Consider the following 15,417-nt stretch of genomic DNA (forward strand, 5'->3'; position numbering starts at 1 on the left):
ACCTTGAGCCGTCACTCTATGCGGACAGTTTTTCCATCAGCTTTTGCGTGCGCTCGATGATGCGCTGGGGCTCATCGAGGAGGCCGGCGGAGAGGAGGGCATTGTCCAGAATCTGCTCGGTGATGAGGCCGGCGGTTTCGGGGTCTTTTTCGCGGAGGGCCGAGAGATTGCGGACGAGTTGATGGCGGGGATTGATTTCGAAGATGACCTTCGAGCCGGGCATGTCGCCGTCTTTGCCCATGGCCTTCATCATCTGGCGGATCTGCGGGCTCATCTCGCCTTCAGGGGTGAGCACGAGGGCGGGGCTGCCGACGAGGCGCTTGCCGGTGCGGACGGTTTCGACCTGGGTGGCGAGACGTTCTTTGATCCAGTCGCACAGGGAGGTGGCGTCACTTTCTGCGAGGGCTTCGCCTTCGCTGGTGTCGTCGCCGAGATCAATGTCGGGAGCGTTGACGGACTTGAGGTCTTTGTCTTCGAACTTGCTGAGGCTGGAGATGACGTATTCGTCGATGTGCTCGAACATGTAGAGCACTTCGAAGCCCTTGGCCTTGAAGGCGGCGACGTAGGGGCCGCTTTCGATGGTGCTGCGTGAGGTGGAAACCTGGTAGTAGATTTCCTTCTGGTCTTCCTTCATGCGCTTCACGTATTCGGTGAGGCTGACGGTCTCGCCGGGCTCGGTCATGCTGGATTCAAAGCGGAGGAGCTTGGCGATGGCATCGCGATTGGTGTGATCGGTGGCGATGCCTTCTTTGAAGAAGCGGCTGAAGTTCGCATAGAACTCATTGTACTTCTTCGGGTCTTCGACGGCTTCCTTGTCGAGGTGCTTGAGCAGGCGCTTGGCGACGACGTCACCGAGCTTGCGGACGAGGGCGCTGTCCTGCATGGACTCGCGGGAGATGTTCAGGGGAAGGTCTTCACTGTCGATGACGCCGCGGACGAAGCGCATCCACTCGGGAAGGAGCTTTTTGGGCTTTGGATCGATGAGGACTTTTTTGCAGTAGAGGCCGACGTTGGGCTCCATCTGGCCCATGCCGTAGGCTTCCATGTTCTGCGTGGGGGTGAAGAGCAGCGCATTGATGGCGATGGGGGACTCGGCCTGGAAGTGGAGGCGGTAGCTGGGATCATCAAAGGCGTGGGCGGCGAAGCGATAGAACTCGGTGTACTGCTCGTCGGTGATGCTGTCCTTGGACTTGAGCCAGAGGGCCTCGACGGTGTTGACGCGCTCGGTGTCGAGGATGACCGGGAAGGTGACGAAGTTGGAGTATTTTTCCAAGATCTGCTTCACGCGATGCTTCTTGGAGAACTCGGCGGCGTCTTCCTTGAGGTGGAGGATGATTTTGCAGCCGCGGGCTTCTTCGGAGGATTCGTCGATGGTGTAGCTGGTGCTGCCATCGCTGGTCCAGACGAGGTGCTCGCCGTCGTTGCGCCAGGAATGGGTGTGGACCTCGACTTTGTCTGCCACCATGAAGGCGGAGTAGAAGCCGACGCCGAACTGGCCGATGAGGGAGGCGTCGTTTTGCTTGCCGGCGTTTTTGAGTGCGGCGGCAAAGGCCTTGGAGCCGGAATGGGCGATGGTGCCGAGGTTTTCGACGAGCTCTGCGCGGGTCATGCCGATGCCGTGATCAGCGATGGTGAGGGTGCGGGCGGCTTCATCGGTGGTGATGGAGATTTCCAGCGCAGCGGAAGCATCGAAGACTTCCTTTTCCGTGAGCTGGGTGAGGCGCATCTTTTCCATCGCGTCTGAGGCGTTGGAGACGAGCTCGCGAATGAAGATCTCGCGGTCGGTGTAGAGGCTGTGGATGACGATATCGAGGACTTGTTTGACTTCGGCCTGGAATTCGTGGGTCTGGCTCATGGTTGTGTGGTTTTTCGTGGGTTTGGGGGTGGAGAGAGTAGCGGGTGGGGGTGGGAGGTCAAGTGTTGCGGGCAGAGGGGGATGGCTGGGATCTGGGAGTCGACCGGACCGGCTGAAGCCGGTACTACAATACGTGGCGGGTGTGGCGTGTGGGACTTGGGTGTGGCGAAGGCGCTGTGATCGAGGACGAGTTCGAGCAGGAGGACGAGGACGATTTTGCGTCGGCGGAGGGCCTTGACGGATTGTTCCTTTGGTGGAGGGGCCTTGACTTTGGCATCCCCTCCCCCACACTCGCGGCCACCATGGGACTTTTCGATTCACTCGCCAAAAACGCGCTGGGCAGCATGCTCGGCGGCTCTGCCAAAATGGACCCCGCAGCGATGCTGTCCGGGCTGCTGAATGAAGCGGGTGGTTTGAATGGAATGATGGCCCAGTTTGAGAAAGCAGGCCTGACTGAGATTTTTGCCTCCTGGGTCGGAACGGGAACGAACCTGCCGATCAATGCCGAGCAGATGAAGGCCGCGGTGGGAGAAGAAAACCTGCAGGCGCTTGCTGGCAAAGTGGGCATGCATGTGCACACGGTGCAGCCGCTGCTGACGCAGTTCCTGCCGCAGATCATCGACAAACTGACGCCGCAGGGACACATCCACGACAACAACCCCAGCGGCAGCCAGATCCAAAGCGTGCTGACCAGTGTGATCAGCAGCGGACTTGGCGGATTGTTTGGCGGAGGCCGCTGATGGCTGCGCCACGGCGCGAATCCCACACGTAACACCTGCCATGCTCCGCCTTGCTCTGAAAATGCTATTTGGTGACACGGCGAAATACCTGATGCTGGTGGCAGGTCTCGCGGTGGCGACGTTTTTGATGGCGCAGCAGACGGCGGTGTTCTGCGGGCTGATGAACTGGACGAAGTCGACGCTGAAAAACGTCCCGGCGCCGATCTGGGTTGTGGAGGAAAAGGTGGAGCAGGTGAATGAGACGAATCCGCTGCTGGACACGGATGTGGCGCGCGTACGCAGTGTGGCCAGCGTGGCGTGGGCTGCGCCGATCTATTCGGGCATCCAGCGCGTGCGATTGGAAAACGGGAACTTCAAGATGATCCAGCTCATCGGCATTGACGCCAACACGCTGGCGGGAGCGCCGGCGAAGATGCTGGAAGGCAATCTGATGAAACTGAGGCTGCCGCATTCGGTGATCATTGATGATCTGGGCGTGACACGACTGGCACGCAAACGCGGGGAAAAGGTGAAGGTGGGCGATGTGTTTGAGCTCAATGACCAGGAGGCACGGGTGGTGGGCATCGCGGATGCAGCGACTTCCTTTACTGGCGGTCCGTATGTGTGGACAACGTATGAGCGGGCGCTGCAATATGTGCCGGCCCAGCGCAAGATGCTGCAGGCGGTGATCTGCGCGCCACGCGAGGGCGTGAGCCTGGACCAAGCGGTGGCGGATATTCAGCGCGAAACTGGGCTGAAGGCGTTTGTGAACCGTGAAGCGGGTTTTGGCGAATTCTGGGAGCAGCGTGGCGGAGAAAAGACGGACAACTTCAATGTCTCGACGGTGTGGTGGTATGTGAAGAACACCGGTATTCCGATTTCCTTTGGCACCACGGTCATCATCGGCCTGCTGGTGGGGATGGCGGTGAGCTGCCAGACGTTTTACTCGTTCGTGCTGGAGAACATGCGGCATCTGGGTGCGCTGAAGGCGATGGGTGCGTCCAATGGCACGCTGTGCCTGATGCTGATCGCGCAGGCGTTTACGGTGGGCCTGATTGGTTACGGCATCGGGCTGTTCTTCACTTCCGGCTTCGCGATGGCAGCGCTGAAGAATGAGCAGCCGCCTTTTTACATGCCGGAGTTTGTGCCGTTTGCCGTGCTGGGCGTGGTGCTGTGCATCTGCACGCTGGCGGCGCTGATGGGAATCTGGCGCGTGAGCAAGCTGGAGCCGGCGATGGTGTTTAGGAGCTAGGGCCACCAGTGGCCCAGACCGCACTCGGAGAGTGCGGACCACGCCGCGCTGGGGCAATCATGCGCAGGGCTGGCAGTCCACAATGTGGCTATTCCAACTGGAGCTTGGCGAGGGAGCCGTAGAGGCTGCCGGGTTTGGCGACGAGTTCGTCGTGGGTGCCGCGTTCGAGGATGGCACCGCTGGACATGACGAGGATCTGATCGCAGCGGCGGACGGTGCTGAGGCGATGGGCGATGATGATGCTGGTACGGTTTTCCATCAGCTTGTCGAGCGCGTCCTGCACGAGGCGTTCGCTTTCGGCATCGAGGCTGCTGGTGGCTTCATCGAGGATCAGAATGGCCGGATCTGCGAGAATGGCGCGGGCAATGGCGATGCGCTGGCGCTGGCCGCCGGAAAGCTGGGTGCCGCGGTCTCCCACGAGGGTCTGATAACCTTCGGTGAGACTGACGATGAAATCGTGAGCGTTGGCTTTTTTCGCGGCACTGATGATCTCCTCTTCGGTGGCCTCAGGCTTGCCGTAGGCGATGTTTTCTTTGATGCTGCCGCCGAAGAGGAGGACCTCCTGAGGCACGAGGGCGAGATTGCGGCGGAGAGTGGTGAGAGACATGTCGCGAATCGGCTGGCCGTCGATGCGGATTTCGCCGGTGGTCGGATCGTAGAAGCGGAACAGCAGCGAAACGCTGGTGGATTTGCCCGAGCCGCTGGGACCGACGAGGGCGATGCGCTGGCCGGCTTTTGCCTGCAGATTGAAATCACGCAGAACGATGGCTTCCGGACGTGTGGGATAGGCAAAGCTGACATCGTGCATGTCGATCTCGCCTTTGAAGCGCTGTTTGGAGGCTCCGACGGTGTCGTCGGGCTCGGTTTGATCACGCAGGATTTCACGCACGCGCTCGGTGGCGCCGAGTGAGCGCTGGATCTGGGTGATCAGCTCAGGGAACTGCACGAAGGAGGCTGCGATCATGCCACTGAGGCCGGCGAACTGAGTCAGCTCTTCCTTGCCGATGCCGCCGTCGTTCAGCATGCGCATGGCGAACCAGGTCACGAGGATCAAGGCCACGCTGAAGGCGAAGATGATGAAGGCAATGAACGAGGCCCGAGGCACAGCCGCACGCAGCACGGTGCGGAGGTATTCGCTGAGATTTTTTTCATAGCGCGCGAGTTCGTAGGCCTCGTTGCGGAAGGCCTTCACGCTGACGATGCTCTGGAGGCTCTCATCCACCACGACCTGGGAGGAGGCGAGGTTGTCCTGCGCGCGCTTGGTCAGCTTGCGAATGCGGGAGCCGAAGATGGCGATCATCACGATCACCACGGGGATGGTACCTACCATGAACAGCGACAGCTTGACCGACATGTTCAGGATCAGCACCAGACAGAGTGAGAGCATGACCGTGTGGCGGATCAGCATGGGGATGGTGACGACCAGCGTTTCGCGCATGGCCTCGACATCGTTGGCGAGGCGGGAGGCGAGTTCACCGACACGGCGCTGATTCAGCGTGGCCATGGGCAGACGAATGATGCGGCTGAAGGTATCGAGGCGCAGGGCGGCCAGCGCACGCTCGGATGCCTTGGCAAAGAGCATGATGCGGAAGAAGGCGATGACAGCCTGCACCGCCACGATGGACACCAGGAACCATGCACTGTGGTTGAGTTCAGCCATCCACTCAGGACCATGGGCGCCACCGATTCCGCGCCCTGCCACGGCGGCGAGCTCCTTGATGAAAATGATTGTCATGCCGCCCGTGATCGCCAGCGCGATGAGCGCGGGGATGAAGACTCTGTAGTGGGGACGCAGGTAGGTCAGGAAAAAGCTCGCGTCTTTCCACGCTGCACGGTCCCACAATTTTTTACTCGCTCGTTCTTCAGCCATGTTTGTTTTCTTCTACTCCACGCGCACCGTCCAGCGCTGCGTGGGTTTGTCGGTCAATTCCAAGACGCTCAGACTTTCTGCATCATCCCCCTGCCGCCTGCTGCGGGTGAGGAAATAGCCACGGCCGCCCCCATTGAAGCGGACGTTCAGGCCCAGCTGGCTGTTGCCATTCCCCAAAGCCCATTCGTGGCGGTAGAGATAGCTTTTCGGCAGGGTGATGGTGAGCCTGCGGCCACCGCCTGCGGAGCTGGTGAGTGCCGCGTGGATTTCTTTCGGCTCGAACACCGCAGCATAACCGCTGCCAAAGGCCCAAGGTGCGATCGGATCGACCGTCGCATCGCCATCGGCCGCTTTGCCGGTGATGCGCAGCGCTGCTGTGGCCCCGGGAGTCTGTCGTTCGCCATAGCTGCGAGCGTCGAGGTTCAGCAGCAGTTCAAACGCCTTGCCGGAAGCGTCGTCCACAAGACTGACCCCGGTCAGATCGAGGGTGAGGAAGAGCTTCATGCTGTCAGCATCCGCCCGCAGAGTCACGGCGCTCTCCTGGGCATCTGCCGCAGTCAGGGGCACCGATTCTTTGAGGCCCATGTTACGGGTGATTTCAATGTCGCGATCAAAAATCTGCCTCACTCCATTGGAGTTCAGCGCCAGCTTCAGCGGCAGCACACGCCGCAGGGGCAGACGCCCATCGGCCGGCAGTGGCAGGGCCAGCTTGAGAACTTCCGAACCGTCGGCTTCCAGAGCGATCTTGCCTTCCTGAGATTTACCACCCCAGTTCGACTCCCATGAGGCCGAGAGACTGGATCCGGTGCTGTTTTCGATTTCGAGTTCAGGGGAAAACTCCGATTCTTGATTGAAGGCAGCGCGTGCGTTCCAGGTGATGCTGAAAGGACGCAACGGCACCACGATGTCCTCGATGCGCGATTGTTTGCCCGCGATCACGAGCACCGGCAGGCGCATTTCGCCATCGGTCAGCGGCAGAAAGCGTGTGTCAGTGATGGCATAGCTCAACTTCACCGTCTGCTTTGCGCCAGCAGCCAGCTCGATTTCGGGATTCGTGTCCTTGGGCTTTAACCCGGAAGGCACCAGCGGCAGCAGAGTCACATTCAGGGGGTCGCGCCGGGTGTTGGCCAGTTCAAATTCCAATGTCAGCTGCCCCTGCCCCGCAAGCGTCGCCTTGGCAGCGCTGATCTTCCATAGGACACCGGGTGCACCCTGCATCACATCCTGAAACAAGATGCGTCCCATCTCCGCATGCATGCCGGTCGTTGGCGTCATCACGCCCTGGGAAGGGAGGAGGTTCAGGAGGCTTTGGTACTCCTGCATGAGCGCCGGGAAGATTTGATCCGCCCCTTTGGCCCCGGAAGGTGCCTGCAGCAGGCGAGACAAATCGCCCAGGTCTGAAAAAATGACATCCGCCCTGGCACTGGCTTCACGCAGCACGCTGGAGGGTCCGCGCGTGAGCGCCAAGCTGGCCTCCTCCGGATCTGCCGCCTGTGGAATGGGTCCCGCGACGATGACTTCGAGACGTTTGCCGCGCGCGGTATCCAAGAGACTGCGAAAAGCCACCGCCACATCTGCGGCAGAGACTCCAGCCAGCCCGTCTTCCAAGCCCTGCGCCACCAAGACGACATCGGGCTGCCCTTGAAATCCGACGGTGGACAGCGCCGAGGCCGCCGAAATGATGCTGGAGGTTTGCACCGGCTGGATCAAAATCTCCGGTCCCATGACCTTGGATTCCTTGTCGCGCAATTTGCCGCCGGGCCGCACCACGCGCACGCCGCCAGTGTAGTAAAACTGGGCCGCGAGCTTTTTAGCGAACACGCCTGCAAAGCTTTTGAGCACCGGGTCCACGCCGGGTTCGGCCTTGGCACCATCGAGGATCGCATCACCCAGCACCACGATCTCCACACGCTCACGCCGGGTGAGTTTCAGCAGGGTCTGTGGGAGAAACTTCCGCCAGCGATCCCGCTGCACAGGAGTGAGATCGAAATAGGTCTGAGGCAGCACCGCCGGTGAAGGCAGCTTTTCTTCAACGGCGCGCGCCGCCGCCTGCAGCGCCGGCAGGTCCGGCACCGTTTCAGCAGCAGGCGCAGGAGCCGCCGGTGCGGGGGCAGACGGAGCCTGCGCCCGGAGACCGGTCACGCCCAGCAGCGCCAGAGCGCCGAGGTGGAGGAATGTCTTGCGGTTGGAAAACATGCGGACGCTATCTCAGCGAGACCGGCGATGCCTGCAACCGGGGAGTGGAGTGATGAATGAACTGCCAGCGCACAGGCGCAGGCATGGCAGGCAGCCGTTTGGTGCCTGATTTCCCCACCCCTGACTTCTCTTCAGCTGCGACCAATTACTTCGCCAGGCCTTGGAGCGACTTCATGAAGGCGGCAAATTTTTCGTTCTGCTCTTTCGGCAGCGTGGCTGGATTATCCAGGACGAAATTTGCCAGGACGGAGCGCTCCTTGCCAGCCTTGAAGAGCACCATGTTGATCACCACCGGGCTGCCATCAGAGGTCGCGGTGTAAGTGACGACATAGCCCGTCAGGCCGTCTGCGGTTTGCTCCTTCGCAGCTTCCACCAGCTTGGGGTTTTCGAATTCTTTGACCATGTCAGGCACCAGGGTCTCGATCATCTCCACGGAGGCTGCCACAGGCAGTTCGACGATGTTCACGGCAATCCGCTCGTCGTCGGAAGTGATGGCGATGTCTCCATCCTTTGGGTCCACTTCAGTGGTCCATTTGGCAGGAACCTCGTATTTAAGAATGGGATCCTTGGCCGGATAGGTTTTCTCATCAGCTGCAGACGCCGGAAGAAGGGAGAGGGTGAAGAGACCGGCGATCAGGCAGAGGGTATGTTTCATTAAGTTAGGGAATAAGTTTAAGTCATCAGGCTTGGGCTCCAGCTTCGGGCACCATCAGGTCAAAGCAAGCTCTACCGGCTCAGTTTAACTCCCCCCAACGAATCGCTTGCCCGCACGCCTGAATGCTCTCTCATCCTGCCATGTCCACCCTTGCCCCAGCCGCCGTCTTGTATGAAGCGAAGCAACCCCTGCGCATCGAAGAGGTGCGTGTTCTACCTCCGCAGAAGGGTGAGGTGACGGTGCGAATGAAAGCCGCTGGCGTGTGCCACAGCGACCTGCATGTGATGAAGGGCGACCTTTCCATGCCGATGCCGATCATCCTCGGTCATGAAGGCAGCGGTGTGATCGAAGCCGTGGGTGAAGGTGTTACTTCCGTTGAGGTTGGTGACCATGTGATCCTGGTGTGGCGCGGCTCCTGCGGGAAATGTGAGTACTGCAGCAGCGGACGCCCTGCGCTGTGTGACATGGGCACGGCGATGCGCTTCACCGGGCTGATGCCGGATGGCACGACACGCTTTCAGAACTCCGCGGGCGAGAGCATCCGGCATTACGCAGGGGTTTCGGCCTTCTCCTCGCTGGCGACGATGCCGCAGGCCTCAGTGGTGAAGATTCCCAAGGAGTTCTCGTTTGAAAAGGCGGCGCTGATCGGGTGCGGAGTGATCACCGGCGTGGGTGCGGTGGAGCGTGCGGCGCGGGTGCAGCCGAACAGCACGGTGGCGGTGATCGGCTGCGGCGGGATCGGTTTGAACATTGTGCAAGGGGCGCGCATGGCGGGTGCGCGGCAGATCATCGCGGTGGATAAATTCAGCCGCAAGGAGGGTGATGCGCGGCAGTTTGGCGCGACGGATTACGTGGACGCCAACGCGGGCGATCCGGTGCAGGCGATCAAGGACCTGACGGATGGCAAGGGCGTGGACTATGCGTTTGAGGCGTATGGTTCTGGGAAGACGGCGGAGCAGGCGTTTGATGCGACGAAGAAGGGCGGCATGTGCGTGATGGTGGGCATCACGAGCGCGGCGGATCGTGCGTCCATCAATGTGAATCAGCTGGTGTATGCGGAGAAGACGTTGCGCGGGAGCCTGTATGGGAGCACGCAGCCACGCACGGATTTGCTGCTGTTGATTGGCATGCATCAGTCCGGGAGGCTGATGCTGGATGAGCTGGTGACGAAGCGGTATCCGCTGGAGGGGATCAATGAAGCGTATGACGCGCTGCAGAGGGGTGAGGTGGCGCGGAGCTTGATTGTGTTTGAGTGAGGTTTCGGAGTGCGGCGGCGAGATCTGCCACTTTCGAATGTCTCGCGGCACGCGCGTGCTGCCCGGCCTGAGGACAATCACCCGAGACGGCTTTCGGATGTTTCATCGCATGCGCGCACAGAGAGGCCTGCGAAAGCGGTAGCTTCGTTCGTGCCTCACTGCGCGACCGCAGTCCAAAAAAGGAGAGCGTGTCGTTGCGTCGTCATCCAATCGCTCGTTTCAGCGCATTCTTTGTGATGCGCTGCACGCGCTCATCGGGCCCGTGGGGGCGGGAGAAGTGGCTCCAGGGGATCATGTGGCCGGGAGGGTCGCTGAGGCCCTGGGACCAGAAAATGGTGGTGGCGTTGAAGACGATGTTTTTCTTGGGGCCTTCGAAGAGGGTGGCGGCGTATTTGCCGAGGCGGACGCCGCTGGCCCAGACGTTGCCTTCAGCGACGACTTCGAGGCCGGGGCGGGCGGTGTCTGGGTCACCGTGGAATTCCCAGCCGACGAGGCCGGGAATGCTGTCGCCCTGCTTCATGCCGGTGCCTTCGAAGAGCCAGTGATCGGGCTTGGCGCAGGTCCAGTCGCCACCGCCATTGAAGGGGACGATGGTGCGTGCACCGATGATGTCCCGCTCGTCCGGGCCGGGGTTTTCGAAAGGACCGAGGACTTTGGAATAGGCCTCTTTTTCTTCCTCGCGGAATTCGCCGTAGCAGGTTTCGCGGGTGAGGCGGCGGTTGGCAGCGCCTTTCGCATTTGGGGTGAAAGGGGTGACCATGTAAACGTCGTTGGCGGATAGCCAGAGGACGCTGAGGCCATCGGCGATGGCCTTTTTGACGTTCGTGTATTGCCGCATGTCCCAGTACTCGTCATGACCGACGCTGATCATGGTTTTGACGCGGGCGAGGTTGGCGGGATTGAGGTTGTCGACGTTGGAGCAGTAGGTGACGTCGTAGCCTTCTTTTTCGAGCCAGTAGCAGAGGGGGTATTCCCAAAGGAGGAACTCGCCGCTGCCCATGCTTTGCGGGTTGTCGAAGATCTGGACGTATTTGCCATAGGGGCGGTCAAAGCTCACGCTGACACCGGGGACATGAGCGGCGCGGGGATCGGTGTAGAGGGATTCATTGACGGGCCAGCGATTGTAGGCCTGCCAGGTGTTGTCGCTGCATTGGAAGAGGATGTCGGCGGGGCGGTCGTCGGTGACGATGAAGATGATGTAGCTCTGCCAGTAGGGCTTGTCGGCGGCTTCCGGAACAGTGCTCAGGCGGCCGAGATAGACGCCGCTGGGCCAGTCGGCGGGGATGGTGAGGGTGGTGGAGGCTTCCCACTGGCATTCGCGGAGGCGTTTGTCGGCCATCTCAGGCACGGGCTGCACTTTGCCTTCGAAAGGGCCGAGGGTGGTCATCAGGCGTGAGCCTGCGCCGTCGTAGTAGCCCATGCGGAAGATGTCGATGGTGAACTTGGCGGCCGGTTTGGTGCTGACAAAGATGTCGAGCTTTTCACCGGCCTTGACCGACTGGCGCGAGCAGTAGCCTTCGATGAGCGAGGTGCGGTAGGACTTCGAGTCATCCGGCCGCATGCGGGTGAGCTGGAAGCTTGCGCCGGGTTTGGCGTTTTCGGTTTTGATGAGGTCAGGCTGACGCTTTGCAGAAGGGGCGGACAGAACTCGGCGTGCGCCCGTCATTGCAGCGACGGCGCTGGTGGTTTTGATGAAGTCTCGGCGATCCATGAGAGCAATACGAGAGCGCGGCGGCGGGTATAGCAGGCGACGCAAATAACTTCGCATTCGCAAGATCTTCTTCCTGGCCCCGTAGGTTGTGAATCGTGAGCACTTCCGTTCCAGAGATTCGCCTTTCGCGACGCAGCTTCCTTCATGCCGGTGGCGTGGGAATGCTTGGCATGGGGCTGAACCAGCTCGCAGCGCTGGGTGCCTCAGTCAACAAGAGCAGCATCGGGCTGGGCAAGGCCAAGTCGGTGATCATGATCTTCAATGGCGGTGCGCCAAGCCATATCGACCTTTGGGATCCCAAGCCGGACGGGCCGGTGGAGATTCGCGGCGAATTCAAAACGATCCGCACGAACGTTCCGGGCATTCATGTGACGGAACTGCTGCCGCAGATGGCGAAGCGCATGGACAAGCTGGCGGTGATCCGCTCGGTGCATCACGGGCATAGCAGTCACAATGGCGGCATGCACTGGGCCACCACGGGGCGGCCCTATCGGGTGGACAGCACGCTGATCACGCCCAGCCCTACGGATCTGCCCGGAGTAGGCACGCTTGTCGGCTGGCTGGCGCAGCGGGATGGCTTCAGCAAGGGAGTGCCGCCGTATGTCATCACGCCGTTTCCACACTGCGACAGCAAGGTGTATCTGACACCCGGCCAGTTTGGCGGCTGCCTGGGCACGCGATTTGATCCCTATGTGCTGGATGATGATCCGAACGCCGCTGCGTTTCGCGTGAGGAACATGGGGCTGGATGCCAGCCTGACCCCCGCACGTTTTCAAGAGCGCCTGGCGCTGCTGAATCAAATGAGCGCCGCCTCACGGCCCATTGCGTCAACGCAGACGGCGCAGATGGACATCTTCAATGAGCAGGCTACGACCATGCTGCAGTCCGGCAAGGCTGCCAATGCCTTCGATCTGACCAAGGAACCGGACAAGGTGCGCGAGCGTTATGGCCGGCACAGCTGGGGGCAATCCCACCTGCTGGCGCGGCGTCTGGTGGAATCCGGCACACGGTTTGTCACGACGGTGAACGGCCCCTCCATCACGTGGGACACCCACAAGGACAACTTCAACGGGCTCAAGAACCGGCTGGTGCCGCCGATGGAGCAGGCCTACTCCGCGCTGCTGGACGATCTGGAAGAACGCGGCCTGCTGGAAAGCACGCTTGTCGTCTGGATGGGTGAGTTTGGCCGCACGCCGAAGATCAACACCGACGCCGGGCGTGACCACTGGCCGGGCTGCTACAGCGTCGTGCTCGCCGGAGGCGGGGTGCGCGGCGGCCAGGTCATCGGGAGTTCGGATGCAAGCGGGGCCTACCCCAACGAACGCCCCATCACACCGGCAGACATTCATGCCAGCATCTACTCGGCGCTGGGATACGATTACCGCGAGATCAGCTACACCTCGGCGGATGGGCGGCCTGTGGCCTTGACGGAAGGTTCGACGATCAGCGAGCTGTTTTGATTTCCTGCCGCACCGGCTATGATGCGCCGTGCCTACGAAAAAGAAAAAGACTGCCGCCAAGGCCAAGCCTGCCAAAAAAAAGTGGCAGCTTTATGTGCTGCTGTGTAAGGACGGGACGCTGTACTGCGGGATCACCAATGATCTGGAGCGGCGCATTTCCCAGCACAATGCCGGCAAGGGAGCGCGCTACACACGTGGCCGCGGGCCGGTGAGCCTGCTGCGCTCCTGGCCGCAGAAGAGCAAATCGGCAGCCTTAAGAGCTGAATTTTCTTTCAAAAAACTTAGCCGATGCGCGAAAGATGCGTATCTAGCGGCATGATGCGCATTTACGCAGGAGAAATGTGACATTTGCGAAGGGTTTCCGAGACAGCGAGCCTTTTTTGTGGTACAGGGAAAGATGGTCACCACAAAAGCAGTCACGAAAAAAGCGCCTTTCTCCCGCCGGGTAGTTGATCACGTCACCGATGAACTGGTGAACGTACTTTCTACCGGTGAAACCTTCGAGTTTAAAGCCCTGTTTTCGAAAGTCTTTGAAGGATTGAAGCTGAAGAATGCGGTGAGCGGCGGCGAAGAGATGCTGCGCCTGCGCTCGTATGAGAAGATCCTCAAGCTGACCAACTGCGGTCTCGTGAAGAAGGTGGGCAAGACCTACCGCGCCCTTGAAGGCATTGAGTCAGCCTCCAGCGCCCATCGCCTGGCCCGCCTGGATTCCGCGATCCTTGCAGCAGCGCAGGCCAAAGCCTGAGTTGTTGATCCCTTGTTTTAGCAAAACGGCACGCTGCGTCCTTGAGATGCACGTGCCGTTTTCTTTTGTCTGTCCTGCCTGTGGCAGGAGTGGTTGCCTCACAAGGATTCGAACCTTGAATAACAGATTCAGAATCTGCTGTGTTACCATTACACCATGAGGCAGTGAGTGGCGGGCGGAGAGAATAGAGGCACCCGACGTTCTTGCAAGTGCGAGGGCAGATTTTTTCAACCCCGGCCGGTCAGTTCTTTTTTGTGGGCCTTGGTTTCGGCCACGATCACCCCGCTGAGGCAGATCAGGCAGATCAAGTTTGGGACGGCCATGAGGCCGTTGGCGGCATCCGCAAAGTCCCAGACGGCCTGGGCAGGCTGCACAGAGCCGAAGAGCACGGCCAGCACCCAAAGGATGCGGTAGGGCTTCACGGCGCGCGTGCCCATGAGGTATTCTGCCGCCTTCTCCCCATAGTAGCCCCAGCCGAGGATGGTGGAGAACACGAAGGTCATGAGGCCGAAGAGCAGGAAGATGGGGCCGACTGCGTGCAGATCCCCAAAGGCAGCACTGGTGAGAGCCCCTTTGGGCAGCCCGTCTTTCCAGTGACCGCTGCTGACGATGACCAGACCGGTCATGAGGCAGACCACGACGGTGTCCCAAAAGGTGGCGGTGCTGCTGACAAGAGCCTGCCGGACGGGATTGCGGGTCTGAGCCGCGGCCGCCACGATGGGTGCGCTGCCCAAGCCGGATTCGTTTGAGAACAAACCGCGGGCGATCCCCGCCTGCGCCACCTGCTTCAACGTGGCACCGACAAAACCACCGACAGCGGCCTGACCGCTCCAGGCCCCATTCCAGATGTCTGCAAAAGCCTGCGGCAGAGCGGCGTAGTTTTTGATCAAAACCAGCGCACAGCCGATGACGTAGCCGATGGCCATGATCGGGACAAGAAAGCCGCAGACTTTGGCGATGCTTTTCACACCACCGAGCACCACGGCGGCAGTCAGCACCGCCATGACGCTGCCAGACACCCAGCGCAGCACGACATCGGAGTCGGGTTTGATATGCTCGCGCAGGAGCTCCACGATGCTGTTGGCCTGCGTCATGTTGCCAATGCCAAAGGCGGCGATGCAGGTGAAAAAGGCGAACAGGACGCCGAGCCATTTCTGCTTCAGGCCGCGCTCCAGCGCATACATCGGGCCGCCGGCCATGCTGCCGTCTGGCATGGTGATGCGATATTTCACGGCCAGCACGGCTTCGGAGTATTTCGTGGCGATGCCAAACACGCCCGTCAGCCACATCCACAGCACGGCACCGGGACCGCCCATGGTGATGGCGCCGGCCACACCGACGATGTTGCCAGTGCCGATGGTGGCGGCGAGTGCGGTCATCAGCGCGCCGAACTGGGACACATCCCCCTCCCCTTCTTTTTCACGCGAAAAGGAAATCCTGATCGCCTGCGGCAGGAAGCGCTGGATGAAGCCAGTGCGCACGGTCAGGAACAAATGTGTGCCAAACAGCAGAATGATGAGGGGCAGTCCCCACACAAAACCGGAGAGGTCGGAAGCAATTTTGGCAAAGTCCATGGAGCCTTGTAAGGGATTAAGTCGTCTTTAGCCAAGCAGAAACAATGCCCTAGGCGCATTTCTCCTCTGTGAAGACGTTTTTTGGGGGAGGTGACATTCCCATTGCGTATTTCAGCGCCAATCC

At 60.5% G+C, this 15,417-nt stretch carries 12 protein-coding genes and 1 tRNA gene; 6 read left to right on the forward strand and 7 right to left on the reverse strand.

What is annotated here, in order from left to right:
• Positions 1-16: 16 nt before the first annotated feature.
• Complete coding sequence (gene htpG / locus AC3RLQ_RS12170; RefSeq protein ID WP_493037413.1) at positions 17-1,855, reverse strand: molecular chaperone HtpG; 1,839 nt, start codon at positions 1,853-1,855, stop codon at positions 17-19.
• 176 nt (positions 1,856-2,031) lie between these two features.
• Between htpG and AC3RLQ_RS12175 the strand changes: the two genes are divergently transcribed.
• Positions 2,032-2,595 (forward strand): YidB family protein, encoded by a 564-nt coding sequence (locus tag AC3RLQ_RS12175; RefSeq protein ID WP_493037415.1) that lies wholly within the window; start codon positions 2,032-2,034, stop codon positions 2,593-2,595.
• Positions 2,596-2,635: 40 nt separating this feature from the next.
• A complete protein-coding gene (locus AC3RLQ_RS12180) occupies positions 2,636-3,826 on the forward strand; it encodes an ABC transporter permease (RefSeq protein WP_493037417.1) in 1,191 nt (396 codons plus the stop codon).
• 88 nt (positions 3,827-3,914) lie between these two features.
• On the opposite strand, the gene AC3RLQ_RS12185 is transcribed toward AC3RLQ_RS12180, so the two are convergent.
• The 3 genes from AC3RLQ_RS12185 to AC3RLQ_RS12195 form a co-directional block, all read right to left on the reverse strand.
• Positions 3,915-5,696: an ABC transporter ATP-binding protein gene (locus AC3RLQ_RS12185; RefSeq protein ID WP_493037419.1), complete on the reverse strand. Its 1,782-nt coding sequence runs from the start codon at positions 5,694-5,696 to the stop codon at positions 3,915-3,917.
• 12 nt (positions 5,697-5,708) lie between these two features.
• Positions 5,709-7,892, reverse strand: coding sequence for an SGNH/GDSL hydrolase family protein (locus tag AC3RLQ_RS12190; RefSeq protein WP_493037421.1), 2,184 nt, complete (start codon positions 7,890-7,892; stop codon positions 5,709-5,711).
• Positions 7,893-8,037: 145 nt separating this feature from the next.
• Positions 8,038-8,547, reverse strand: a complete 510-nt coding sequence (locus tag AC3RLQ_RS12195) for a hypothetical protein (protein ID WP_493037423.1) — start codon at positions 8,545-8,547, stop codon at positions 8,038-8,040.
• A gap of 140 nt (positions 8,548-8,687) precedes the next feature.
• Here AC3RLQ_RS12195 and AC3RLQ_RS12200 point away from each other — a divergent pair, with 140 nt between their 5' ends.
• On the forward strand, positions 8,688-9,803 hold the full coding sequence (locus AC3RLQ_RS12200; protein WP_493037425.1) for a zinc-binding dehydrogenase: 1,116 nt from the start codon (positions 8,688-8,690) through the stop codon (positions 9,801-9,803).
• A 202-nt stretch (positions 9,804-10,005) separates the two neighbouring features.
• On the opposite strand, the gene AC3RLQ_RS12205 is transcribed toward AC3RLQ_RS12200, so the two are convergent.
• Positions 10,006-11,514, reverse strand: a complete 1,509-nt coding sequence (locus AC3RLQ_RS12205; RefSeq protein ID WP_493037427.1) for a N,N-dimethylformamidase beta subunit family domain-containing protein — start codon at positions 11,512-11,514, stop codon at positions 10,006-10,008.
• Positions 11,515-11,609: 95 nt separating this feature from the next.
• On the opposite strand from AC3RLQ_RS12205, the gene AC3RLQ_RS12210 reads away from it, so the two are divergent.
• From AC3RLQ_RS12210 to AC3RLQ_RS12220, 3 genes are all read left to right on the forward strand, one after another.
• Entirely contained in the window at positions 11,610-12,974 is a 1,365-nt protein-coding gene (locus tag AC3RLQ_RS12210) for a DUF1501 domain-containing protein (RefSeq protein ID WP_493037429.1), read from the forward strand.
• A 28-nt stretch (positions 12,975-13,002) separates the two neighbouring features.
• Positions 13,003-13,293 carry a GIY-YIG nuclease family protein gene (locus AC3RLQ_RS12215; protein WP_493037430.1) on the forward strand — a complete coding sequence of 97 codons (291 nt, stop codon included), beginning with the start codon at positions 13,003-13,005 and terminating at the stop codon, positions 13,291-13,293.
• 78 nt (positions 13,294-13,371) lie between these two features.
• Entirely contained in the window at positions 13,372-13,719 is a 348-nt protein-coding gene (locus tag AC3RLQ_RS12220; RefSeq protein ID WP_300195954.1) for a hypothetical protein, read from the forward strand.
• 90 nt (positions 13,720-13,809) lie between these two features.
• Here AC3RLQ_RS12220 and AC3RLQ_RS12225 read toward each other — a convergent pair.
• Positions 13,810-13,883 (reverse strand) — tRNA-Gln (locus AC3RLQ_RS12225).
• A gap of 63 nt (positions 13,884-13,946) precedes the next feature.
• Complete coding sequence (locus tag AC3RLQ_RS12230) at positions 13,947-15,293, reverse strand: alanine/glycine:cation symporter family protein (RefSeq protein ID WP_493037431.1); 1,347 nt, start codon at positions 15,291-15,293, stop codon at positions 13,947-13,949.
• Positions 15,294-15,417 lie beyond the last annotated feature (124 nt).

This window comes from Prosthecobacter sp. GW821-HT29F12, from assembly GCF_058803405.1.